The sequence below is a fragment of the Rothia uropygialis genome (genome assembly GCF_004137765.1).
Taxonomy (GTDB): domain Bacteria; phylum Actinomycetota; class Actinomycetes; order Actinomycetales; family Micrococcaceae; genus Rothia.
Genome location: NZ_NOIS01000004.1, coordinates 37,809 through 61,318 on the forward strand (window position 1 = coordinate 37,809; position 23,510 = coordinate 61,318).

At 59.9% G+C, this 23,510-nt stretch carries 18 protein-coding genes, 1 tRNA gene and 3 pseudogenes; 14 read left to right on the forward strand and 8 right to left on the reverse strand.

Annotation, left to right across the window (positions count from 1 at the left end):
* Positions 1-22 precede the first annotated feature (22 nt).
* The 5 genes from EWV35_RS09505 (at position 23) to EWV35_RS09525 (ending at position 4,730) form a co-directional block, all read left to right on the forward strand.
* Positions 23-1,291 carry a glycoside hydrolase family 76 protein gene (locus EWV35_RS09505; protein ID WP_129661182.1) on the forward strand — a complete coding sequence of 423 codons (1,269 nt, stop codon included), beginning with the start codon at positions 23-25 and terminating at the stop codon, positions 1,289-1,291.
* Between the two features lie 190 nt (positions 1,292-1,481).
* A complete protein-coding gene (locus EWV35_RS09510; RefSeq protein ID WP_129661185.1) occupies positions 1,482-2,027 on the forward strand; it encodes an NUDIX hydrolase family protein in 546 nt (181 codons plus the stop codon).
* Positions 2,027-2,881: an SDR family NAD(P)-dependent oxidoreductase gene (locus EWV35_RS09515; protein ID WP_129661188.1), complete on the forward strand. Its 855-nt coding sequence runs from the start codon at positions 2,027-2,029 to the stop codon at positions 2,879-2,881. Before EWV35_RS09510 ends, EWV35_RS09515 begins: the two co-directional genes overlap by 1 nt.
* A gap of 28 nt (positions 2,882-2,909) precedes the next feature.
* Positions 2,910-4,211 (forward strand): tRNA guanosine(34) transglycosylase Tgt, encoded by a 1,302-nt coding sequence (gene tgt, locus EWV35_RS09520; RefSeq protein WP_129661191.1) that lies wholly within the window; start codon positions 2,910-2,912, stop codon positions 4,209-4,211.
* Between the two features lie 12 nt (positions 4,212-4,223).
* Positions 4,224-4,730 carry an SRPBCC family protein gene (locus tag EWV35_RS09525; protein ID WP_129661194.1) on the forward strand — a complete coding sequence of 169 codons (507 nt, stop codon included), beginning with the start codon at positions 4,224-4,226 and terminating at the stop codon, positions 4,728-4,730.
* Here EWV35_RS09525 and EWV35_RS09530 read toward each other — a convergent pair whose 3' ends face one another.
* Together EWV35_RS09530 and EWV35_RS09535 are read right to left on the reverse strand one after the other, a co-directional pair.
* A complete protein-coding gene (locus EWV35_RS09530; RefSeq protein WP_129661196.1) occupies positions 4,731-7,040 on the reverse strand; it encodes an ABC transporter permease in 2,310 nt (769 codons plus the stop codon). It lies immediately after the preceding gene.
* Positions 7,037-8,107 (reverse strand): FUSC family protein, encoded by a 1,071-nt coding sequence (locus tag EWV35_RS09535; protein ID WP_129661199.1) that lies wholly within the window; start codon positions 8,105-8,107, stop codon positions 7,037-7,039. The genes EWV35_RS09530 and EWV35_RS09535 overlap by 4 nt, the downstream gene beginning before the upstream one ends.
* A gap of 211 nt (positions 8,108-8,318) precedes the next feature.
* Between EWV35_RS09535 and EWV35_RS09540 the strand changes: the two genes are divergently transcribed.
* The 3 genes from EWV35_RS09540 to cls all read left to right on the forward strand — a co-directional run bounded on the left by EWV35_RS09540 (position 8,319) and on the right by cls (position 13,453).
* Entirely contained in the window at positions 8,319-10,856 is a 2,538-nt protein-coding gene (locus tag EWV35_RS09540; protein WP_129661202.1) for a coiled-coil domain-containing protein, read from the forward strand.
* A 138-nt stretch (positions 10,857-10,994) separates the two neighbouring features.
* Positions 10,995-11,981: a hypothetical protein gene (locus EWV35_RS09545; RefSeq protein WP_129661205.1), complete on the forward strand. Its 987-nt coding sequence runs from the start codon at positions 10,995-10,997 to the stop codon at positions 11,979-11,981.
* Positions 11,978-13,453 carry a cardiolipin synthase gene (gene cls / locus EWV35_RS09550; RefSeq protein ID WP_238654376.1) on the forward strand — a complete coding sequence of 492 codons (1,476 nt, stop codon included), beginning with the start codon at positions 11,978-11,980 and terminating at the stop codon, positions 13,451-13,453. The genes EWV35_RS09545 and cls overlap by 4 nt, the downstream gene beginning before the upstream one ends.
* Before the next feature lie 34 nt (positions 13,454-13,487).
* Here the strand turns inward: cls and EWV35_RS09555 are convergent, their stop codons facing one another.
* On the reverse strand, positions 13,488-14,189 hold the full coding sequence (locus EWV35_RS09555) for a hypothetical protein (RefSeq protein WP_129661208.1): 702 nt from the start codon (positions 14,187-14,189) through the stop codon (positions 13,488-13,490).
* A gap of 203 nt (positions 14,190-14,392) precedes the next feature.
* Here EWV35_RS09555 and EWV35_RS09560 point away from each other — a divergent pair.
* Positions 14,393-14,465: transfer RNA gene (locus EWV35_RS09560), tRNA-Lys, on the forward strand.
* 106 nt (positions 14,466-14,571) lie between these two features.
* On the opposite strand, the pseudogene EWV35_RS13640 reads toward EWV35_RS09560, so the two are convergent.
* Positions 14,572-14,673: pseudogene (locus EWV35_RS13640) on the reverse strand (hypothetical protein); the annotation flags it as partial.
* 144 nt (positions 14,674-14,817) lie between these two features.
* On the opposite strand from EWV35_RS13640, the pseudogene EWV35_RS09570 reads away from it, so the two are divergent.
* From EWV35_RS09570 to EWV35_RS09580, 4 genes and pseudogenes are all read left to right on the forward strand, one after another.
* Positions 14,818-15,845 (forward strand): annotated as a pseudogene (locus tag EWV35_RS09570) (helix-turn-helix domain-containing protein).
* Between the two features lie 733 nt (positions 15,846-16,578).
* Entirely contained in the window at positions 16,579-16,884 is a 306-nt protein-coding gene (locus EWV35_RS09575; RefSeq protein WP_129661211.1) for a hypothetical protein, read from the forward strand.
* Positions 16,885-16,962: 78 nt separating this feature from the next.
* Positions 16,963-17,118, forward strand: coding sequence for a hypothetical protein (locus EWV35_RS13475; RefSeq protein ID WP_238654379.1), 156 nt, complete (start codon positions 16,963-16,965; stop codon positions 17,116-17,118).
* 9 nt (positions 17,119-17,127) lie between these two features.
* Positions 17,128-17,634, forward strand: coding sequence for a hypothetical protein (locus EWV35_RS09580; RefSeq protein ID WP_129661214.1), 507 nt, complete (start codon positions 17,128-17,130; stop codon positions 17,632-17,634).
* 56 nt (positions 17,635-17,690) lie between these two features.
* Here the strand turns inward: EWV35_RS09580 and EWV35_RS09585 are convergent, their stop codons facing one another.
* From EWV35_RS09585 to EWV35_RS09600, 3 genes and pseudogenes are all read right to left on the reverse strand, one after another.
* Positions 17,691-18,056 carry a DUF4913 domain-containing protein gene (locus tag EWV35_RS09585; RefSeq protein WP_129661217.1) on the reverse strand — a complete coding sequence of 122 codons (366 nt, stop codon included), beginning with the start codon at positions 18,054-18,056 and terminating at the stop codon, positions 17,691-17,693.
* A gap of 72 nt (positions 18,057-18,128) precedes the next feature.
* A pseudogene (locus tag EWV35_RS09590) lies at positions 18,129-18,652 on the reverse strand (TraM recognition domain-containing protein).
* A gap of 208 nt (positions 18,653-18,860) precedes the next feature.
* Positions 18,861-20,023, reverse strand: a protein-coding gene (locus EWV35_RS09600) for an IS3 family transposase (RefSeq protein ID WP_129661226.1) whose coding sequence is annotated in 2 segments (ribosomal slippage) — positions 18,861-19,736 and positions 19,739-20,023 — 1,161 coding nt in all. Because the reading frame shifts where the segments join, the coding sequence is not laid out codon by codon here.
* A 992-nt stretch (positions 20,024-21,015) separates the two neighbouring features.
* On the opposite strand from EWV35_RS09600, the gene EWV35_RS09605 reads away from it, so the two are divergent.
* Entirely contained in the window at positions 21,016-21,255 is a 240-nt protein-coding gene (locus EWV35_RS09605; protein WP_129661229.1) for a hypothetical protein, read from the forward strand.
* A 702-nt stretch (positions 21,256-21,957) separates the two neighbouring features.
* Here the strand turns inward: EWV35_RS09605 and asnB are convergent.
* Positions 21,958-23,496 (reverse strand): asparagine synthase (glutamine-hydrolyzing), encoded by a 1,539-nt coding sequence (gene asnB / locus EWV35_RS09610; protein ID WP_129661232.1) that lies wholly within the window; start codon positions 23,494-23,496, stop codon positions 21,958-21,960.
* Positions 23,497-23,510: the final 14 nt, after the last annotated feature.

Consider the following 23,510-nt stretch of genomic DNA (forward strand, 5'->3'; position numbering starts at 1 on the left):
CCACTATCGACCGGGAGAGACCATGAGCAACCAGAACAGCCCGACCACGCAGAATTCGAGCAACGAACGCCGTCGAGCGACCACGGCATCTCGTCATCAGGTCCTCACCGCAACGCAGAAAGACCGAATCGAGCGTGCAAACCGGGCCGGACGCGCCTCATATTCCGTCAACCGTTTGTTCGTGCACCGTCTCATGGGGGTTCCCGGAACCCTGATCGCAGAACCTTCCTTGCCTCCCGCCAAGGGAATCAAGAAAAAGGTGACCGATTGGAACTATTGGTGGCAGGCCCAACTTCTGGATGCCTTCGTCGATTCTGGCGAGCGCGCATTCCACAACGGTCAGAAAACCGAGGCCAAACGCGTGATCGACCAATGCCACCGGTTGCTCCGTGGCATTCGAATCCACAATTTTGGCACGTACGTCAATTCGTACTACGACGACATGGCGTGGCTCGTCCTCGCCGCTCACCGGCTCAACACCTTGTCACACGAGGTGCTGGGGGCCGGCTCGGAGCCGGCACAGGAGGTGGGCCGGATTCTCTATCCGCAGCTCCGTCAGGCAGTCACGGAGGACCTCGGTGGCGGGGCCTTCTGGTCCAAGGCAGAAGACTTCAAGAACCTCCCGGCATCCGGCCCCATCGCGATCGCTCTGGCCCGGGCAGGAGACCACGTAGCGGCCGCGCAGTTGGTCGGATGGTTCCGGGAAAACCTGTGGTCTTCGGAGAAAGGCTACCTGGATGGGATCAAACGCGTGCTCCAGAGGGACGGCTCGTACGAACACGTCGTCGAAAAAGCCGCATTCCCCTACAATCAAGGGCTCGCGATCGGGGCTCATTTGGAGGTCTCGGGCGGAGACATACGGCATGTGGAGGACATTGTGCGCATAGTCCTCGACCGTTTCACCGCGACCCACGAAGCGGAAAACGCTCAATTCCGTATCCTCGATACGCGCGGGACAGGTGACGGCGGCCTGTTTGCCGGTATTTTGGCCCGCTACCTTGCCTCCGCCGCTGAAGATGCTCGGATCGACCCCAAGGTTCGTCACGCTGTCCGCGAGGTCATCATCGCAACGGCCGAACTCCTCTGGGCCGGGCGCCGCGAATACGATCCCGACCTCCCGCTCAACGAGCCGGGCGTGGACGTGAATGAAATTCGCGGCGATTCCGTGGTCCTCTTCTCCCCCGATGCTTCCCGGCACAGCTCCGAGACGCTCGGTGCCGGGGCGAAGGTGGAGCTCAGCTCCCAGATCCAGGCCTGGACCATCCTGGAAGCGGCGTACCGCTTGGCCTGATACACCACCTCGCGGTCGTCGGGTTGCCGATGACGCACCGCTTCCCGCCCGGAACCGGTGCCCCCATGTGCGACTCGGCGACCTGTGACCGGCCAGGAGCTCCAATCACAGTTTCAGCGGGTAGCCGAACCCCGCCTTGAAAACCCCTGATGACTAGGCAGCACGCCATTCGGTGAGATAGAACCGAAATATGAGCAGAGTACGCACCCCGGACCCCACGCCCGGCTGGCTTTCGGATGAAGAGCTTGCACAGGCCCGCCAACAATTGCCGATGGTGTACGTCCAGGCAATCCCCGTAACCCTAGATCCCTTGGGATGTGTCAGCGAGATCGGTCTGCTTTTGCGCCCTAACGACGAGGGAAATATGATCAGATCCTTCGTTTCGGGCAGGGTTCACTATCGGGAGACAGTGCGAGCCGCGTTGCTCCGTCACCTCGAAAAGGACCTCGGGCAATTGGCCATGCCACAGTTGCCTCCGTCGCTTGCCCCCTTCACTATTGCCGAGTACTTCCCACATCCTTCCCAGTCAGGGCTGACAGACGACAGGCAGCACGCCGTCGCCCTGTGCTACGTGATCCCCGTCAACGGAGATTGCGAGCCCCGCCAGGATGCACTGCAACTTTCCTGGCTCACACCGGAAGAAGCCCTTCGGGACGAGGTCCAAGAAGAGTTCGAGGGCGGAAGCGGGGACCTCGTCAGACGTGCCCTGGCCTACGCCGGTTGGGGACGCTGCTGATGCAAGACGCCAGCCGAAAGACGATCGTCATCACTGGGGCTTCCGACGGTATCGGCGCCTCTGCCGCACGACGGCTCAGCCGTGGCGGTCACGAGGTGATCGTCGTCGGGCGTTCGGGGGAGAAAACTCGCGCAGTTGCCGAAGAGATCGAGGCCCGATACTTTCTCGCGGATTTCTCCGATCTGTCACAGGTTCACTCGTTGGCTTCGGACATCGCGGAGTCGACGGACCGCATCGACGTCTTGGCCAACAACGCCGGCGGGATTTTCGGCAAAGGACGTTGGGTCACCACCGACGGACATGAGATGACCTTCCAGGTCAATTACCTCGCGCAGTTCTACCTCACACAGTTGCTCATGGGTCGGCTCCTGGCCTCGAAAGCGACCGTGGTCAACACCTCGTCGTTCGCGCATAGGATCATGGCCCGCTTTTCTCTCGAGGATTTGGATTCCGAAAAACGCTACGATCCCCGTATCGCGTACGGAAACGCCAAACTCGCGGATTTGCTGCATGCACAGGAACTGTCGCGGCGCTACAACCACCTCGGGCTGGCATCGGCGTCCTTCCACCCGGGCGTCATCAGCAGCAATTTTTCCAGGGATTCGTCCGGCGCTGGGGTTGGTGTCCTCTATCAGGGGCCCGTGCAAAAGCTCCTCGCCGGCCCGGAGCAGGGTTCCGATACTCTCGTGTGGCTGGCCGAAGCGGTTCCGGGCGAAGATTTCGGTTCGGGCGGATATTTCGCCAAGCGCAAGCCCGCGACCATGGCACACAATGCCCAGAACCCGCTAATGGGCCACAAGCTGTGGGAGGCTTCCGAACGCATGATCTCGGACCTTCCCGGCCTGGAACCGTGATTCGTTCGGACCATCTAGGATAGGTCGGGTGTCCAACACTGAATTTCCCAACCCCAATTTTCGCTTCGACGTCGGCTCGCGCCTGAACGATACGGCGGGCGACGATGCGTCCTCGGCCGCTCTTGACCGCAATAACGGCGGCGAGTTCCTCGGACGAACGGGCGTGATCACGACGCCGCACGGCCGGATCCAGACCCCCGCCTTCATCCCGGTCGGAACCAAAGCAACCGTCAAGGCTGTCCTTCCGGAGGAAATGAAGCAGCTCGGAGCCCAGGCGCTCTTGGCCAATGCCTACCACCTCTTTCTCCAGCCCGGCCCGGACGTACTCGACGCCGCGGGCGGTCTGGGGGCGTTTATGAACTGGGGCGGACCCACATTCACCGATTCGGGCGGCTTCCAGGTCATGTCCCTTGGTTCCGGGTTCAAGAAGGTCATCGACATGGGAACCGTCGCGGGAACCATCGGCGCCGACGGACGCCCTGTTGGGGACGACGACGTCGCCTCCGGCAAGGAACGGATGGCCCACGTCGACGACGACGGCGTGACTTTCAAATCTCATCTCAACGGTGACCTCCACCGTTTCACGCCGGAAGTTTCCATGGGCGTCCAGCATCAGCTCGGCGCCGACGTCATGTTCGCCTTCGACGAGCTGACCACGCTCTACAACTCGCGCGGGTACCAGGAAGAAGCGTTGGAAAGAACCCGTCTCTGGGCGTTGCGGTGCATTGCGGAGCATCAACGACTCACCGCTGAGCGAGCCGACAAGCCGTACCAGGCCCTGTTTGGGGTGATCCAAGGAGCCCAGTACGAGGATCTCCGGCGCAAAGCATGTCGAGATCTCGGCGACATGGAATTCGACGGCTTCGGTCTCGGAGGTGCATTGGAAAAAGAGAATCTGGGAACCATTGTGCGCTGGTGCAACGAAGAACTTCCCGAGAACAAACCGCGGCACCTGCTCGGGATCTCGGAACCCGATGACATCTTCGTGGCTATTGAGAACGGCGCCGACACCTTCGATTGTGTTTCACCGACGCGGGTCGCACGTACTGCTGCTGTCTACTCTCCGGATGGCCGCTTCAACGTGTCCAACGCCAGGTTCAAGAAGGACTTCACCCCGATCTACGACGGGTGCGACTGCTATACCTGTGCAAACTACACCAAGGCGTATCTGCATCACCTCTTCAAGGCCAAGGAACGCCTCGCGGCCACGCTGGCCTCAATTCACAATGAGCGTTTCATCGTCCGTATGGTCGATACCGCTCGGGAGACCATCGCCTCGGGAGAATACTTCCAGTATCGTGACGAGTTCCTGGGTCGTTACTATGCGTAGAAAGGCCAAGTATTGAGCATTTTGACCACGGTCCCGAAGGACCAAATCGTTTCCGTCTCCCACGATGTTCCGGCCCCGCCCCAGGACGTTTTCGGTGCCTTCATCGACCCGCTCCGCCTCGCGGGCTGGTACGGGCCGGAAGGCTGGATCGTGCCGGTCCACACGATTTCGCTCGAACCGAGACCAGGCGGCACTTTTCGCTTGGCCATGGTCAACCACGCACAGCCCAACCAAGCAGTTCCGTTGTATTCGACGTTCGTCAGCGTCGTCGAAGGTGAGCTCATCGAGCATCGGGAGTCTCTTCCCGGTCCCGACGGCGAAGCCACGGACGCGACCGTGCTCCACAGAATCGAGTTCCTCTCGCGCGAAGTCGACGGGACCGAAGGAACGCGTGTCGTCGTGAGCCAGGGTCCATTGCCGCGTGAGGTCCACGCGACCGTTGTCGCCGGATGGCGTTCGGCTCTCGCCGAGTTGGCTCATGCGATAGTCCAGGAGCGGACGGTCCGCGCCGCGAACTAGCTAGTCGCTTCCCCGACCGTCCGAGGACCGCCGGTGCCCGGCCCGGACCGCGCGCAACTGACGCGTCTCCGGGTTCTCGGTTCCGGTAAGAACTCTTCCTTCGAAATCGCCGGGGTCCTCGTCCTCATATTGTTGGGCCTCGGCCAGCTCTACCGCGGCGTTCTTCCGCTTCAGATGCTGCACGTACAGGTGCCCCCCGGTGTAGAGCAGTACCCCGATGACGAGCCAGACAAGCTCCAGGATGATGTCTCCCCGGATTGAGGCGTCCGGCAGATACACCTGGAGACGGATCGCGCCGAGAGCCGCCGAACTGGGCACCACGTGATTGAGCACCGTGTAAATCGGTGGGGCCATGTCCAAGGGAAGGAGCAGGCCGGAGCTGGGCACGCCGCACATGATGAACAGCGGCAGCGATATCAGCATCACGGAATTTCGGAGGAAGAGCGCCCCACCGAGCGTGAAGAACTGAATGGTCAGCGAGGTCAGGAACAGTATCCCCCAAACGGTCCACGGCGCACCGGGATCCAGGAAATGAACCACGTGCACCGAGATCACGTATTGCAGGAACGTGTTCGCCACCGCCACACCGATGACCCACGCGATGCGTCTGAACCAGTGCCACCCGCGCCCGACCAGCCCGATCATCATTCCGGCCAGGTTGGAACCGACTATTCCACCCATTCCGAGGTACATCATCGACATGCCGAATTTGTCGTTGTCGCTCGTCGGGGCCAAGTCCACTTGTTGCATCTGTTGACCGTTGGCGAGGGTTCCGAAGAGTTTTTTGACGGTTGTCTCGGCTTGCATACCGTTTCCGGTGGCCACATATAACACCGACGAGGCAGGATCGTTCCGTTCTGAAACACCTCCCGCTGCCGAAGCGGGCACGAATGCCGCGCGGGCTTTATTTTCCTTGACGTCCTGACGCGCCTCGTCGGCATCGTGAACCGTATTGACCTGGTACTGATCGGTTGGAAGCTGCTTCATAGCGTGGGCCAACGCTTCTGATGACTGGTCGGCCACGACGACGTCGAGCTTCATGTGATTCGGCGAGGGTGCATGCACCAGACCGATGTACATGAGCGGCAGAGCTATCAGAACGATGACAGGCAGCTTGAACGCATGGATCAGTCCTCGGCGATTCTGCATCTGCTCTTCGCTGACCGAACGACGGCTACCGAAGTAGTAACGGAATCCCGGTGAAGAATAGCCGCGGCTGACGTGACGGGGGGCCCCTTCCGGAATCTCGCTGTCGCCCTTCTGCTCAAAGTCGAGGGCGTCCGGGTCCGACGGCCGGGGTTTCTTCAGGAAAGAGACCGCCAGCAGAATCAGCGCCAGGAAGAACCAGAACATCAACGTGATGATGTAACTGCTCAACGGCGCATTCGGGAAGTAGAGGATCCGCCGTAAGGCTTCCATCAATGCAGGAGTAGGCAGGATCTTGTGTAACCCCTGGAATACGGGTGGAACCAGCTCGATAGCCATCCCCGCACCGGAGGCGGGTATCCCGAGGAGAACCAAGAGGAACATCGTGGGCAGGGCCATGTAGAGCCCGATGAGTCTGAGCCCGCCGGTGTGGAAGAGCATGACCGTGAAGGACATGAACGCGAGCAAGCAGTACACCGGGAGCCCGTGCTCGGTGAATGCCCCGTGAATTGCGTATGCGATGAACATCGGAACCGTGGCGATGAACAACGCCATGATCCCCATGATCGAGATCGAAACCTTGGCGCTGAGTTTGGCCAGATTGCTTCTCAGCCCGACTGCCGTCATGAAGCTCGCCAACAGGACCGGGAGGCCCATGAACATCAACGATGTCCCCATCCCGTCATTCGGCGGAGGTGGGACCAGGTCCTGAACCGTAGGTTCCGGAACATCATCGGGGCTGGCGTATTGGCCCGACTGTGTCAGAACCTGCGGCGCCGCCTTGGTGAAATACGCCTCCGCGAATTGAGCGGCCGTGGATGCGCCCATAGTGGCGACGTACTCGGTATTGGTCTGCGGATCCCACGCGGCACGGATCTGAAGGGACTCGATCTGGTCCTTGGCCTCATCCACCGAGGCGACCGCTGAAACCTCGTAGGACGCCCCCGCGGTCGCGTTGAGCTTGGTCGCCATCTGCTCTGTCTTCGCATCCGAACCGATGACCGCGACTTTGAGACCGTGCGGGGACGGCGAATGCATGCTGAACCCGTAAACCAGCGGAAACATGATGGTCATGAACAACGGCAGGACAATCGAGAACTTCAGGACCTTGGAGGCACCTTTTCTCAATCCGCCTGCATTGAGACGTCTGCGTCGGGATGTCATGCGACCTTCTTCTTGCGTTGGCTACTACGGAGAATCGGCATGGCCTGCGTGTCAGCAGCACGCTCGGCCGGAGTGCGAGTGACCAGGATGAGAACGAAACCAACGGCCGCGCCGATCGCGGTTTCTGCCATGCGCGCGGTCAGGATTTCCGTGGGCGAGGCAGGGTGGCCCATTTGAACCATCATGAGGGCCAAAGGGGTCACGAAAAGCATCGCAAACGCATAATTCCTCATGACAAACGCCTCGGCCAGGAACTGGAAAACCACCACATACACGGCCATATGCCATTGGTGCAGTCCCGTCGACAGCAGGAAGGCTGTGATTAAGATGCCCCCGAACGTCCCGATGATGCGCTGGACGCATTTGTGCAAACGGGCCGTGACGCTCGGGGCAGCGATGGGTGCCACTGCGGCAACCATCGCCCAATACGCGTGGGTCAGCCCCGAGAGTTCCCCGAGGATCCCCGCGATGGCCGCAGCGCAGAAAAAGAGCAGGCCACGCCGGAATACCTGCGGCGTGGTCTGGCCGTGATGCATGGGAACGCGGGCCACGGGCCCCCGACGCCCTTCGCCCAGGAACGTACCGGCCATGCCGGCGAGAATAGACCACGTTGCTGCGCCGACCGCGGCGAGAAGGGCCAAAAGCACGGGCGGCGTCGTCGGCATAGAACCCACTGCGCCCGAAGCGAAGATGAAGAACAAGCCTCCGGGCGGTCGCAGGGTGAGGATCGAGCACGCCATGGCGCATAAGCCGCCGACCAACGCACAAACCACAATCACGACCCACGGGCCAGGTTGCATAGAAGCGAGCGCAAGGCCAACGGCGATCGAACCGATGAGCAGGGCCGCGGCCTCGCATTGGTGGCGGAAACGATCCCAAAAGGGTTCCTGACGCGCGTAGAGAGACGTGAACGCGCCGAATGACGCGTAAATCGTGAGATCGACGCGCCCTACGAGGAGCAGTACCGCCAGTGGAACAGCCACGCTTGCTGCAATTCGCATCGCCGGAATGTGATCCGAGGTCGAGGGGGCGAACGAAATGATCTCGCGCAAATGGCCGTTGGTCACTGTGAGATGGGCTCCTCAAGGGGGTTGAAAACGGTGGTCGTGGACGGCCCGAAGGGTCGAGATGGGAAGCAACGGACCTGTAGCCGGACGCTCCAAGGTTCCGTATTCTCAGCGAAGGGGCGGTTCCCGTCAGGTAGCTGACAAGCCACACCTTGCTTAATACTAAACCTCTTCTCTTCAGGCGGGACCCGGGCCTTGTAACTTTGTTTGTATGACCGCGCGCACCCGAATCCACGACGACCCGATTGAGCTGTGGCGTTCCGTCGCTCAGCTCAGCCCTCGGGTTTTGCCGAGGCCTCGGGCATCGGAGCGCGCCTCCACAGTCAAGGATTACCTGTCAGGGCACCATCTTCCGTGGGAACCCGCCGCCGGTCACATCAGCAATGGCAAAGACCGCGCCTGGCGCCACGTCGTCTTCGCCGGATTGGTCCAATACCGCCGCCTCATGACGTTTACGGGCCTCATCTCCGACGACGCCGCCCAAACTGCTGAACTCACGGCGCTCTTCGCGGCCCGCGTGACCGAGGACGGCCGACTCCTTGCGGAAAGTCTCGAATTGTCCCGTGCGGCCTGGGCAGCGGCCGTTCTCGGGCGACAAGCCGACGTGCCAACTTTGTTCGCAGACGCGGCCGAGCAGTGGAGGACTGGTGCCGTCAAGGTGCTCCGCGAACGCCGCGTACAGATGCATGGCGTGCGGTACCACCGGATCACGAACGACATCGAGCGGGATCACCCGCTGGACCGGGCCGACATAACGCAAATTATCAAGTACACACGAAGTTGGCTCGGCCTTCAGGCCTTGTTCCCGGACAAGCCGAAGAACCTTCCCATACGCATTGCGAGCACTCTGGTTCCACCGGTCAACTCGGTGGGAGACATGTCTTTGCTGAACCACCCCGCAGCGGAGGACCTCGACCTCGCAACGGATACCACGAGATTCCGTCAGGCTGCTGCCGGGCTCCTCGGGGTGGATGCCGCGGAATCCTTCGAAGACGTCACAGAATCCCGGGAGATTCTCTACTATGCGCTCGCCCCGCAGATGGTCCCCGAAGGAACCTTCCATCTGGATCGTCCAACCGCAGCCACACAATTTGCCATCAACGCGGCGCTTAACGAGCTGTCGCACGCGGAAGGGCTCTGGTGCTGCCCACGACGGACAGCCGCCGGGGCTCCGGATCCGGCGTGGACCGATGACATGCTGGCCGGTTTGGTGACCCGGCGCGCGGTTGCGATGGCGAACATTCCCGACCCCGCAGAGCTGTTCGACCCTGAGCCCTTGGAATGGTCCGAAAGCCGTCAGATCTTCGCACCTCACCCCGATTTGGCGCAATTCGAGATCCTGCGGTCCTCACCCCTCCTTGATCGCACGGATGGCAACGACACGGGATCATATTCGGACGATCAAGACCGTCAGGGGGCTCGGACTGATCAACCTGTTTTCGCCCTGGGAGCCTCCCCTGCACATGTTCGGTTGTTGCCGGGCATGGAAGACGACGAACCGTATCGAGAGTTCACGAAAGATGAGAACGTGGAGGCCGTCCACGCGATCGACTCCGTGCTCAACGCCCTGAGGCATCTTTCGCCTCACATGACGCCAGAGGACTACGAACTCTGGGACGAAACCGCCGAGGCCGTCTTGGCGAGCGTCGAAAGAGTCCGCACCCTGCTCCGGGAACGCCAGCGCTTTCACGAAGTGGTTCCCATGCTGCTGCGCAACGAAGAGGTCGTCACGGATATCGCGGAAGCGCTCGCCGAATCCTCCGGCGGGATCGCGGAAAAGGAAGAAGAGTTGGCAAGGCTGACTCAGCTGCATGATGCCGCTCGAGCGCGCTCCATGGAGTTCAGCGACGCAATTGCCACACACCTGAAGGACGAGCCGAGAATGATCTCGCGTCTTGCGACCTTCGGCCGTGTGCGCGCGCCATGGCGAGAGCATCTGTCCCAGCTTCGCCGCAGTCAAAGCAACGCGCAAACCGAGGAACAGGACGCACAGACGAAGGTGGACGGGGTGCACAGAGAACTCCGGCAGCTTCGGGCCGCCCACGAAGCGCTGCGCGATGACCTCAGAGAAAACAAGGCCTCCGTTCTATCGCTCAGAGACGAGCTGGCCAGTTATCGATACCCTGATCAGGCGATCGATCAGGAATGGCTTGCGGGCGACTGGCAGGAAGCCGGCGCCCTGGCCCCGTGGCTCGACGCCGAAGTCCAAGAGGCACGCTTCGAGGCGTTCCAGGCTGCACTGCGTATGCACTCGATGGCCATCCGGGGCTTGCCCACGGAATTCCGCGCCGGCCTGTTGGCCGCTCGGGATCTTCTGAGCGGACACCCCAGCGACGATGCCGATGCTGTTTACGCCGCATGGCAGGTCTTGTGTCTGGTTTTTCCCCAGGTCAGCATCCAAGCCGAGTTCTTGCCCGGGATATGCCGCAGTTTGGGCGAGAACCGGTTGGGTTGGGTTGTCTATTCCGATTCCGCCCGCCTCCGACCTGGCGTCGCGTACGCCGGTATGTTGCATACCCAGCGAGCAATACTCTTTGCGGACAAGAGCGACGACGCTGCCGGCGCAGACCAAGTCGCCGGAAGCGGAATCGCCTCGGCAACGGCGGAACATAGCTCTTCTCCGTACATGGTTCCGCCGGACGCTGCGCAGATTGCCTTGGCGAAGGCCAACGCGTGTTCCGTCGATTGGGCGCCGTCGCGAACCAACGCCTACGAGCTTGCCCTCGCGGCGTCGAGATATTCGGGATAGCCCACCGCGACACTCGGGGGCAGGAGTTCCCATCGTGGTGCTGACCAGCGATTACACCGGTAAAATCGAAGTTGTGCGCCGGCTCCCGCCCGAGAGGCCGACGCGCGCGATCGTCGTCCCGCGCCAGAAAGATTCTCCATGGAAAGTATCGGCCAGCCGTACCTGCGGGCCATTTACGATGATGTGCCTGGCCCGTGGCGTTCTGTGCTGAGCCATCTGCCGCTGTACTGCGCCGGTCTTCTGGTGATGTGGACCCTTGGAATTCTCAACAGATTTTCCGGCGCTCAGTCAGTCTCGGCTCCGACGCTTCGATCCGTGACCCCAACCATTACCTTTGTGGCGTGGCTCGTGCTGTTGATCTACACGGCTTTCCTGATCCTGGTCGCGGTGAGACCGCGCCCGTCAGGCAGTCCGCCCGTCAGCTTGCAACGGCGTCTGGCCAGAACGGCCGCGCCTACAATCCAAACGTCACTGGTCATGGGAATCATCCAGGGCGGCGAGGTCATCATCGGCAACATATGGCGCGGGCCCGCCCCTCATTTCGGCGACCTTTGGTTGACCGCGCTGTTTTACATGTTGGAAGCGGCGATTGGAGTCGCGGCCTTCTGCATGCTGTTCGCGACCATCGCGGTTGTCCTTTCTCCCGTCATGCGACGTTGGTGGACATATGCCCTCGGCGCGTGGGCCGTCTATGGCGTCATCGACCGGTTCCAGAGGTATGCAACTTTTGTGCCTCTTCCCTGGGCAAACGAGGCCATGTTCCATTCGGGGTTGGACTTCGGTAAGACCGCCGTGACCAATGTATTCATTAATGGGTTTCCCGGTAATTACATTTCCTCCGGCACGGAATCGACCGTCCCACAACCTCCTTACACCAACATTGATGTTCACAATATTTGGATCAATGGGGGAATAGTTTTGGTGTGCGCCGCAGTCCTGACGGTCACGGCGCTGGTTTACGTGTCGCGCGCTCGGGCGGAATTGAGGCGATCGGGCGGTCCTGCTCGTACCGGAGCATCTTCTGTCAGCAGGCCTTCGCCAGGCGAAACATACACAGAGGAGAGCAGTCTCATTCCCTGGGACCATGACGATGCCCCACCCTCCTCCCGTAGACTTGGCCCGTGAATTACTCGCTCCTGGACGTCCCCGGTTTGCCGCCCTGGGTCGATACAACGCTGGTTGTCATCGATTTGTTGATCCGCATTATTGCCCTGTGCTGGATCCCGTACAACCGAAAGCCGTCCGTGGCCCTGGGATGGCTCATGGCAATTTTCCTCATCCCTTACGTAGGAATTGTGGCGTTCTTGATCATCGGGTCAACCTATCTGCCTCGTGGACGCCGGGAACGCCAAACCCACATGAATGAGATCATTCGTGAGCAAATCGGAGACCAACCCATCTTGGGAGACACCTCGGGGTTGCGGGAGCCGGATTTGTCCTCCGCGAAGCTGAACTACAAACTCGGCTCCTTGCCGATGGCAGGCGGCAATCGCCTGGAATTTCTTCGTGACAACCACGAGTCCATGCGCCTGATGGCCGATGCCGTCGACCAGGCCAAGGAATACGTTCATTTCGAGTTCTACATCGTCGCGTACGACGAAACGAGCGCGCCCCTTTTGGACTCCCTGTTCCGTGCGCATCGCCGCGGGGTTAAGGTACATATTCTGGTGGACCAGCTCGGTTCTGCGGGCTACCCCGGCTACAGCAAGCTGGTGAAAATGCTGGACGATTCGGGCATCTCTTGGCGGAGGTCCCTGCCCATTCGTCCGTGGCGCGGCGAATATCAGCGACCTGATCTGCGGAACCACCGCAAGATCCTGGTCATCGACGGAGATATTGCATTCTCCGGATCGCAAAACATCATCAACCGGTCCTACAACAAGCGTGCCAACCTCCGGAAAGGCCTGGCGTGGAAGGACCTGATGCTCCGGCTTGAAGGCCCCATGGTCGATGAGCTCAACGCGCTCTTCATCTCCGACTGGTATTCCGAGACGGGAGACCTCCTGCTGGATGAGGTTGACCAGGAGTTGCCGGCCGTGGATTCCGGGGTCCGGGCCCAGGTGGTTCCCTCAGGGCCGGGATTCGAAACCGAAAATAATCTGCGGCTCATCAATCATTTGATCTACAACGCGGAACGTCGGATCGTCATCTGCAGCCCCTACTTTGTGCCGGATGACTCCCTCAAAATGGGGCTCACCACCGCCGCGCAGTCCGGCATCGAGATCCACCTGATCGTATGCGAGAAAGGTGATCAATTCTTCCCGCACTTCGGCCAGCGGTCTTACTACGAAGCCCTCTTGGAGAGCGGAATCAAAATTCACCTCTACCCGGCGCCCACCGTTCTGCATTCGAAGTTCATGATTATCGACGACGACGTCGCCTTTATCGGTTCGTCGAATATGGACCAGCGGTCATTTGCCCTGAACCTTGAGGTATCGCTGTTGATCCTGGACAAGGAGGTCACGGCGGAGCTCCAGGAGATCGCGGATGACTACCTCGAGACCAGCTTCGGGATCGACTACGACGAATGGAAGAAACGACCGCTGCGCATGAAGGCGTTGGAGAACGTGTGCCGTCTGACTTCGGGGCTTCTGTAGCTTCCGATCGGTGCGGCGGGTGTAAAGCGAACTGTCAGTCCAGCTGACCGTGCCGCCAAGCGCTTGCGGATGATTCGAGCTCTTCGGCCGTGGTGATCAGTCGGCGGGAAGCCTTGGTGAGCCGATTCCCTTGAGCAGTGGATCCGGGGGAAGAGACGAATTCCCCGGCGTGCAGATGCCCTTCAGCTCCAACGGCCTCGACTGCGACGTCGGCGCGGTCCGCGGCAACGGCTTGGCCAAGGGCGACGACGCGGCAGAATGCGCCAAACCGTTCCAGGGCGACGTCGAATTCCCCCGTATAGGCACCGGTGAGAATCGCGTCGATGGTCCGGCACACTTCCTCGGCTTTCGGAGGATCGGCGACACCTGCCACCACTCGAGAGACTTGGGCCGCATCCTGTCCCAAATGATAATGGCGGCTAATGGTTTCTGGGCTCTGCCGTACAGCGTCTCGGAGAGCGTAAATTCGCCACAACGCACCGGGCAGAGAGACGCCGGGGGCTTCCGCCCACATTTCGGCGATCGCTTCTAACCCATAGTGATCAGTGAATTCTACGAGCCTTTCGGTCACGGCTGGGTCGCTGTTCTCGCGGCCTTGGGTCAACAGCGCCCAAGCCGATGAGTGAGCAGCCTGGGCTATGACCTCGGGGTCCGCTCCTCCCGCGAGGTGCTCGAACATCCCCGGCGAGAACTTCACGGGGCTGTGGTGCTTTGAGGGCTGGCTCGATCCTGACATGCGCCCAGTCTAGGCTTCCGAGCGGTGGCGTGACCGTGCAGATTCTCACGGTTCGCCACACGGAAACGCGGTCCTGCCCCCACGAGGCTGCGCGACATGGTTTTGACGTGAGGGTGATGACATCCGTTAGATCGAGGCCGTTTGATGTTGTAGACTAGATGAGCTTGAGTCAAGCGCGTGTTGACCGCGTCCGACTCAGGTGGGCGCCTTTAGCTCAGTTGGTAGAGCATCGGACTTTTAATCCGTGGGTCGTGGGTTCGAGCCCCACAGGGCGCACTGTTTCGTGGGATCCCGTTCCGGCTTCGGCCGGGGCGGGATTTTTCACGTTCCTTCGCGGGACCTCAATAGGCGCCCAAGCCACCGATCCGAGCAAGTCCCCCAGAGTAATGCCTAGATGACCAGCGATGACGCCAAGATCATGGATGGTAAACGCAGTCTTCCCATGTAGCCGGGCAGACACTCCGGATTGACTGACGCCCAATGCGGTTGCTAGTTCAGGTTGATTGACAGCACGCCTAGTTGTTGTGGGTCATGACGTTGTAGGCACTGGATCGGGAATGAGGGAAAGGGCCTCGACTGGTCAGGATGGAGGCCTCTAGTGTAACCCTCCGACCAGCAGACCCGTTCCATGACCCACGCTCATGCCCAGCTGACCCCGGCGGGAAGGCACCGCCTCGTCACCGGTATCACCGAGCACGCCCGTCCGCTCTCCCTCCTCACAGGCGAAACCGGTGTGGCCCGCTCGATGCTGAGCAAATGGGTCATCGGTATCGTGGCGAGGGCCTCGAGGCTCTCAGTGATCGCTCCAGTGCCCCCAGCAGGCGTCCGAGACGACTACCGATCAAGGCGATCGATCCCATCGGCACTTGGCGACGGGAGCACAAAAGGTCCGCCCGCCGGATCCACCTCGAACTCACCACCGGCGGCTACCACTGCTGCCTATACACTGTGGGCAGATGGCTCAACCGACTGGGAATCTCACGGTCTCGTGACCTCGACCCAAACGGAGGGAACAACCGCCAGGCCGGCAGGATCACCGCCCGGTTCCCCGGCCACATGCTTCACCGGGATGTGAAGAAGCTCGGCGCGATCCCCGATGGTGGTGCCCTGGCGGGCTCATGGGCGCGGCAGCAAGCCTGTCCTGGCAGGCCAGCGGGCTCACAAGCAGCGCGTGGGATGCACCTATCTCCGCTCAGCCGTCGATGGGTACTCCCGCCTGGCATACACCGTAGCCCTCACGGATGAGACCGCGTCCACGACCGTCGGGGTCTTCACCCCGAGCCAGGGCGTTCTTCCCAGCCCACGGCAACACCTGGATCGTGCCCGTGACCCCCGATCACGGCGCAAACTTATCGGATCGCGGCGTTGACTCGGACCGGGCAGGCCTTGGCTTCTTGCCATCAGCGCATCCGGGCCTACACGCCCCGGCCATACCGGGATGGTCGAGCGGTATCAGCGGCTGCTGGCCGAGGAATGCCTCTACGCCCGCGTCTATGACTAGCAACAGGCCCGTTAGGATGCGATGGGGTGTGGGTCCATCACTAGAACTATCATCGGCCCCACCCCTCGTGTGCCGGCCAGTCACCGGCCCGCCGCGTCCACGAACGTGTCGACAACCTCATACCCTCATACCCTCATACAATTAGATCAGTTTGAAGCAAAATACGGGACACCAAATGCGGTCCACGCGAAGAACGACGAACTGATCGCTTCAGACGCGCGACACCAGGAGCTTCAGAAGACAATCAAAGTCGTTACGCGGGATCGGGGCGAAACAGAGCATGAACTCGCCAAATCTGAAGTGACTTACCACATCGTTATTACCGATCGAGAAACCGCTTACGCTCACTACGTACTGATGAAACACTCCACGCCCGAAATGGCCGGAACTATGGTTGCAGATGAGAATCGTTCCAAGAAATTAACGGCAGCGCAATCTAAAGCAGATTTAGACATTTTGAGAAAGGGAGCCCGACCGACAGAATGGCAGACGAGAAGGAAGACGATGAGTCAGGGCCTCGAATCCGCGCCACGTTCCACGTCGACCGCGAGACGCCCGCGCACCCTGCAACAGTGGGATGAACGGGCATCGCGACAGCGAAGTAGTCGCCTTCGCTAGCAAAAGGCGAGCAACCATCGCAGGAACCACAAAGGAGATCTAAAGACGCAAGTTCCTTGCGGCCAAACGAACAAGATGGGTAATTGATCGATTGCAGAAGCTAAATGAACCATGGCCAACACGAAGGTTGTCTATGCAAGTAAATTTCAGAATCGACGATTTGGTTGCAGAGAGCGAGATATATTTTAAAGTTTGGGCATAGTTGATGTGCGTCACACCCATGGTGTTAGGGTCTAGGTGTCCGTAGGATACATAGGAAGAGGAAGACTCATGAACATCAGGTCCGTAAAAGTAACGACTGCTTCGCTGGTGTCGATCGGGATGCTTTTCGGGGTGGCCACCCCCAGTCTCGCCGCTAACCAGATCTCATCAAACAGCGCCTCTCAGTCGGGCGATCAACGAGGATCCGAAGAGGGAATGCTTAAGTTCGTCGATGCCTTGGATAAATTGCCCGAAGATCTCAAAATGGCGGATCCTGCAACTACGCCAAACTACGAGCAGCGAGTCACGGACGAGCTCGCCAAGCAGGGAATCACCCTTAAGGCCGGGGCTTCCGGGAGTGGTGTCAATACCTAGGCTAGCGTTGGCGACTGCGTCACCGCCGCTGTGCCCTTCGCGTTTAGCCTGGGCTTCCCAGCTTTCAAGATCGTGAAAGTGGTTCGTACTGCCTACAAGGAGTGGGGTTCGATGTCCATGGCTGTCAAGGCGATCCAGGGTGGTGAGGGTGCAGCCGAGCTTGGCGAAGAAGGACTCAATATTCTCTCCGAGCTCACATGTGTCGGTGCGATCTACAGTGCATGCATTGCGTAAGGAGTAGTCATGGATAACACAGAGTACATGGCACCAAGTGTAGGTGCAGCGGTAGTTGGATCCGGCGTGGTCGGCGCCTTTACAGCGATACCTACTTTTGTCGTACTTCTCGTGTTAGGTTTTCTGATTCGCGAAGTTGATCTCGTGTCATTCTGTGTCATCGCACTTGTCACTGGTGTTGTGTCTGGAATAGCTACGCAATTGCTGACGAGGCAAGAACAGTCGAAAACCAATAAGATTATGCTCTCTGGTGGAAGACCGATCTTTTATGCCTTTGTTCCGCCGTTGCTTATTGGTGCCATCATGTCGGTAGTTCTTATGCATCAACCGATCTGGATCCTTTTTGGAGCAATCGCCGGGTTGTTGGGAACCACCCCCATTGCGCTCATTACGAAGCCGTGGAAAGCTGAAATCTCTGATGAGGAATATCGGCGCCGCAGTAATGCTATGAAGGATTCGATGAAGGAAGGATTTTCTGAGGTTCGTTCCGAAATGCGACAGAAAAAGCAAAATTAGACACATGAGCACTTGATCGGTGCCCTCGACGCATAAGTCGAGGGCACTGATCCCCGTCACGTCCGATGGGCATTTAAATAGCCTAATGCCCTAAGCCTGAAGTCGTTTCCACCTCCATATTCATTCAGGATCCGAGGTAGATTATCCGGGAAGCTACTCGAAACCTCCTCTCGTATCTGCCGCTGTCGATGCTCCCGATGGGAGTACCCGCAAACCCGGAAGATCCCCGTGCTCGCGTCGAACAGCCAGCGGTGGTGAGCGTCCCAGTGGTGCACCCACCACCCAGAAAGCTCATTGGCGGCAGAGGCCTGGATATAAGCCACATGTAAAGCCCGCATTCGAGCGGCTGCCTCCGGATGCTTCCACCACTCAGGGCACGAACGCGTGGCCGCACCGGAAGCGTCCTGCTCGATGATGCTCAAGTCTCGACCACCGAGGCGACAAAATCCTGGGAGCCGTCAGTATGACGCTCTTGACCCTTTTCCTGAGACCCGTCACTGGCCATGCGATGATGTCTCGATTCCTTGTATCCCGGCATTGATTTTCAGCCGCTCGATCACCGGTCCCAACTTATCGACAAGCACGGCGTCGGAGAACCAATACCTGGCGCCAACTAACCCAGCCTCCCTATCGCGTGTCATCACCAAAATCTTCCCAAGGGAGAGAAACGCCAGATCCGCGGCTGTGAGAATCCGGCGTTGCTGATGGTGCGTCGACGAACCGGTAGACCCCCACTGGTCCGGTGTCTTAGACGTCGACGTGTGGTGGATGACGTGCTCATAGTCACCGAGGACTTTAGTCAGCGAATCAAGGAACTTGTCATCCCGGGAACCGCCTCCGTAGACGAACATTGCCGCCCCCGAGTAGATCGCCTCAAACTCGTCTTTCCCGAACGTTTTGATCCCTGGGCGTAGGTCTGAAGATAACTCGAGATCACGATCCCCAGCGACCCGGCATAGGAATACCAATCTGCAAGCTTCGGGAGAACCACAGCGTTACCCAGCTCGTCGAGTTCCATCACCAACGGAACCTCCAGCCGACTCCTGACAGTACGGGCGGCCGCAGTGACGGCGGCCCGGAAAACGTCCCACACCAACGTCGACACCAACACAGAAGAGCTGGCCCGGTGTCGATCACCCAGGAGAATCAACGTGTCTGTACTCGTGGCGAACCGTGCCGGATCGAAAACCTTGGGACTGCCGCACGATCAGGTGACAGTTCGGGGGTCAGGCCGCGAGAGCGACCGGGTTCATGATGGTCTCGTACTCGATGGGAGTCAATCGGCCCAGGCGGGCCTGTCGGCGGCGTCGGTGGTAGGTCCGCTCGATCCAGGTGATGATCGCGATCCGCAGTTCTTCTCGGGCCCGCCATCGCTTGCGGTCCAGGACGTTCTTCTGGAGCAGCGCGAAGAAGGACTCCATCGCGGCGTTGTCGCCAGCAGCACCGACTTTCCCCATCGATCCGATGAGGTGGTGACGGTTCAGTGCGTGCACGAACTTCCGTGACCTGAACTGAGATCCTCGGTCCGAGTGCACGATGCACCCGGCAGCGTCGCGACGCCTCGATATTGCGTTGTCCAGGGCGTTCACCGCGAGGCGAGCCTTCATCCGGTCGCTGATGGAGTAGCCAACGATGCGGCCGGAGAAGACGTCCTTGACGGCGCAAAGGTAGAGCTTGCCTTCGTCGGTCCAGTGCTCGGTGATGTCGGTCAGCCACAGCTCGTTGACGTCATCGGCAGTGAAGTCCCGCTGGACCAAGTCATCGTGCACGGGCGTGCCCGGGCGCTTCCCGTTCTTTGCCCGTTTCTTGCCGAACACCGACCACCACTGGTTGTCTCGGCAGATCCGCCACGCGGTCCGCTCGCTCATGCGCTGGCCGGCGGCCTCCACTTCGCCGGCGAGGAACCGGTACCCGAACTCGGGATCATCCAGAGGGGCGTCCAGCAGCGCGTTCGCCCGGTAGGCCTCGATCAGCTCGGCCTCGGTGACCTGCTGTTTGAGCCAGCGGTAGTAGGGCTGGCGCGAGAGCTTCAGGCCCCGCAGGGACACCGCGACGGGAATGCCGTCCGCGGCGAGCTCACTCACGAGCGGGTAGTACCTTTTCCCGGCAAGTTCGCCTGAGAGAGATACGCGGCGGCGCGGCGCAAGACCTCATTCTCCTGCTCCAGCAGGCGAATCTTCTTGCGAGCCTCCCGCAGCTCGGTCGACTCCTCCCGGGTCTTGCCGGGACGGTTGCCGTCGTCGATATCGGCTTGGCGGATCCACTTATGGAGCGTCATCTCGTGGACGCCGAAGTCCTTCGCGATCTGCGCGAGAGTGACGCCGTCCTCGCGGGACCGGGCCACGCGCACGACGTCTTCGCGGAACTCTCGGGGGTAGGGAGCGGGCATGGTGCACATCCTTCCAGGCCGCCCATTGGGCAAGCCAGACCAGATGTCACCCACCCGTGCGGCAGTCCCATTCGGTCTGGTGGAGGGCGAGGTGTTGGACCCCGCGTCGTCGTGTATCGATGGTGGTCTCACGGCGCGCTCCAGCACGGAGCCATTCAGCAAATAGGTCGATGTGGTTCGTCCAGCTCATACGCAGGTGCATAACGCGCGCGGGGACGGCATTTAACCAACTGTTGCCATGTCGCAGGCACAAGCCGCGAAAATCATGTCGCCAGGACGTGAGGAGGGTGCACCCAGTTCAGGTGGCCAGTTCGCACGTGCACGCTGCGGCAACTACAGACAGTTATAGATCAACAAACTGACCCCAATGCTCACTACCAGCAACCAGAAATAATACATATTTTTTCCGAGAGTTTACAAGGTCAAGAACCCACTAAGATATTATTTACATACATACTGGAAAGGAATGCCGAACTGTGAAAATTAAGAACGTCCCCCTCTGCGTGCTTGCCATTATAACAGTTCTGCTTTTCGGGTTTTCCTCAGTGAATGCAACAAGCACACCCGCGACAACAACCCCTATTGGCGTAACAAGCCCGTGATATCAAGCCCCGGGAACAAGCACCCAGATAGGAGTTAAGTGGGCAGGCAAACAAGGAGCTAAACTCCTGGCCAAGGCTCTTCGCTCTCCTGCCGCCGATGGAACTATCGACTCACTCCCACTCCTTGACGATGCCGCTCGCGCAAGCCTCAAGACCAACCGGGGTGCTGTAGCTGACGCACTAGATCAGGTTTCCGAAATTGCAGGGATACCCGAACAGGCCGCCAAACAGAAGCTATTCGATATACTGATCCAAAGCGGTGATGCGGGGGGGGGTTATTTCCGACGCTTTGTCTACTATCGTTGGCGCAATAGTCTAGCAACCGATCTGGAGTAAAATTTGGAAAGCGAAGAGTTATTAAACCTCTCCGAGCGAATTTCCTTGCTCGAGATGACTCGTTCAGTTAGCGATGACGCCCGCCCAGTACACGTCGTCCAGTCCAAATACCAAGTCACGGGGGAAAAATACGCGAGAGCTCGTCACATTTTGCACGCTCTTTCAAAACAATGTGAGAAGTCCACTGTTTGGGAATCCTATTCAGCGACCCTTCGGAAGCTAGAAGAGACCCTTGCCCCCAAGGTGGCCAAGGAACTGCTGGACGCATACATCCAGCAGTACAATTTGGCCTAACCGTTACCCACAATCAGGAACTTACAGCGGTAGCACGGGGGCATGCGCCAGAAAACAGGAATGAAGCAACGGCACCGATGGCCGTATATGCGGTGAGTGCATGACCTCGAGCCAGTGGGTCATGTTCATGGCCGGCTTCGATCTCAACAATCTTCCCGCTCCGGTTGTCGTGGATCATCCTGGGTCCTCCCCTGTTGTTGGTTGATACGTCGTGTTTTCGGTGCATGGTCATGAATAGCCTCCTGGGTTCAATATCTCGTAAGCGTCGTCGTGTCTCGTCGGCACAAGCGGGTAGCCCATGCATGAACGCGGCGGGAACGATTGAAATTTGGGGGTAGCGAAACGTTTAAACCGTGGGTCGTGGGTTCGAGCCCCACAGGGCGCACTGTTTTTGAATCCCGTCCCGGCTTGTGCCGGGGCGGGATTTTTGTCGCCTAGGACAGGCCTCGGCGCGGATGCCCGAGACCTGTGAGTGATGGTGAGGCAGGCTACGCACATTGCTTGCCACACCTACAGCGTGTCAGTGTCGCCTCGACCCCGCTGGATGTCGCCGACCCTGTGACTGTCGATACGAATCTCGCCGGTGACGAGTGCCGCTTCAGGCCGAGGAAGGTCCAAAGAACCTGGGACACAACGACAGTCAGGTGAAAGACCGTCCAAGCTGACAACCGATGATCGACACGCGCGTGCGCTTGTTTCCACTCAGGCAGTGGCGAAGCGGGTGAGAACGGCATCGGGCCGCACACCGGGCAAAACACCCCGGAAAATCCTGTAATACCCCAGCTCTTCCTTGCTCCGGATCTGTGGGGCACCTTCACGGTTCACTTCGGCCATGAAATCATCGTCGGTGATCTCAGAGCCCACGGTGTCGAGGAGGTTCTGTGCGCCGCTTCCTGTGCCGAATTGCTCTTTGCGCCGCCACAACAGGTGATCCGGGAGCCAACCGTCGAAGGCACGGCGAAGGTGCCCTTTCTCCATCCCGTCCGCCTCGAGGGCTTTCACCTGCGTCGGAAGCGACATCGAGTGTTGGATGACTTCGTGGTCCAGGAACGGCACACGAGCCTCTAACCCGTGGGCCATCGTGATGCGATCGCACCGCTGCAGGTTCAAACCGTGGAGCCTCTCGATCGTGCGCCGCAGCTCCCCATCAAGATCATCGGGCTCACCGAATTCTTCATGGTAGTAGCCGTAGCCCGCAAACAACTCGTCCGCCCCCTCGCCAGTGAGAACCGCCTTGACGTGCTGGGACGCCAACTGGGACAAAAACCAATTGGGTACGGCGCTGCGGACAAGACTCGCATCGAATGACTCGATGGACCCGACAACGACGCCGAGAATCCCACGGACTTCACTTTCATCGAGGAGAGCCTCGTGGTGCTCGGTACCCAAAAACGCTGCGGTCTCACGGGCGGCCAACAGATCCGGCGAGCCTTCCGTTCCCACCGCGAAAGTCTTCAGGCGCCGTCCTTGCCGCGCGTAGTCTTGGGCGGCCACCGCGGCGACCAATCCCGAGTCGAGGCCACCGGACAGGAAGACGCCGACGTCGACGTCGGCCATCAGATGTCGGCGTACGGAATCGGCCACAACGTCGAAGGTAGCCTTCTCCAAAGCCGCAGACGACGCTTCGATCGGGTCAGTTCCCTCTTCTCGAGCGGGGACCGGGCAAGCGAAACGTTGCAGGCCGCCCTCCGGCGTCCACCAGAAACCTGGCGGGAAGATCTCGGCGGCCGGTTGGATGTCGGGGGCGAAGGCGCGGAGTTCCGAAGCGAAGTGCACGCCCGTTTCGGTGCGCGCCCAGTAGAGCGGTTTGATTCCGACGGCATCGCGGGCGGCCACGAAGCGTCCGTCCTCGGTCGCTGCGCACAGTGCCCACATTCCACGAAGCCGCCCCAGCTCTCCGGGCCCGAAGGTTCTCAAGACAGCGAGCGCCGCCGCGGAATCGGACAGGGAATCGAAGACTTCGGGCATCTCCCCGCGCAGTTCTTTGTGATTGTAGATTTCTCCATTGCACACCAGCGACCAGTCGCCACTGCCGCGAGTACCACCGAGGGGCTGGTGCCCCGCCTCCAGGTCGACGATCGACAGACGACGGTGACCGAGCCAGGCTTTGCGACCGACGTGTCGAACACCTTTGTCGTCAGGACCGCGGTGCGCCAACCGGTCGAGGGCACCTTCGGCTTCCATGGCGAGCTGAAGGTTGATGTCTTTTGCATCGTTGAAGATGCCTACGATTCCACACATGAGTTCGACCCTAG

Coding starts and splice junctions, on each gene's coding strand:
- EWV35_RS09505 (WP_129661182.1), top strand. CDS start 23: ATGAGCAACCAGAACAGCCCGACCACGCAGAATTCGAGCAACGAACGC.
- EWV35_RS09510 (WP_129661185.1), top strand. CDS start 1,482: ATGAGCAGAGTACGCACCCCGGACCCCACGCCCGGCTGGCTTTCGGAT.
- EWV35_RS09515 (WP_129661188.1), top strand. CDS start 2,027: ATGCAAGACGCCAGCCGAAAGACGATCGTCATCACTGGGGCTTCCGAC.
- EWV35_RS09530 (WP_129661196.1), bottom strand. CDS start 7,040: ATGACATCCCGACGCAGACGTCTCAATGCAGGCGGATTGAGAAAAGGT.
- EWV35_RS09540 (WP_129661202.1), top strand. CDS start 8,319: ATGACCGCGCGCACCCGAATCCACGACGACCCGATTGAGCTGTGGCGT.
- EWV35_RS09545 (WP_129661205.1), top strand. CDS start 10,995: ATGGAAAGTATCGGCCAGCCGTACCTGCGGGCCATTTACGATGATGTG.
- EWV35_RS09555 (WP_129661208.1), bottom strand. CDS start 14,189: ATGTCAGGATCGAGCCAGCCCTCAAAGCACCACAGCCCCGTGAAGTTC.
- EWV35_RS09575 (WP_129661211.1), top strand. CDS start 16,579: ATGAACATCAGGTCCGTAAAAGTAACGACTGCTTCGCTGGTGTCGATC.
- EWV35_RS09580 (WP_129661214.1), top strand. CDS start 17,128: ATGGATAACACAGAGTACATGGCACCAAGTGTAGGTGCAGCGGTAGTT.
- EWV35_RS09605 (WP_129661229.1), top strand. CDS start 21,016: ATGACTCGTTCAGTTAGCGATGACGCCCGCCCAGTACACGTCGTCCAG.
- asnB (WP_129661232.1), bottom strand. CDS start 23,496: ATGTGTGGAATCGTAGGCATCTTCAACGATGCAAAAGACATCAACCTT.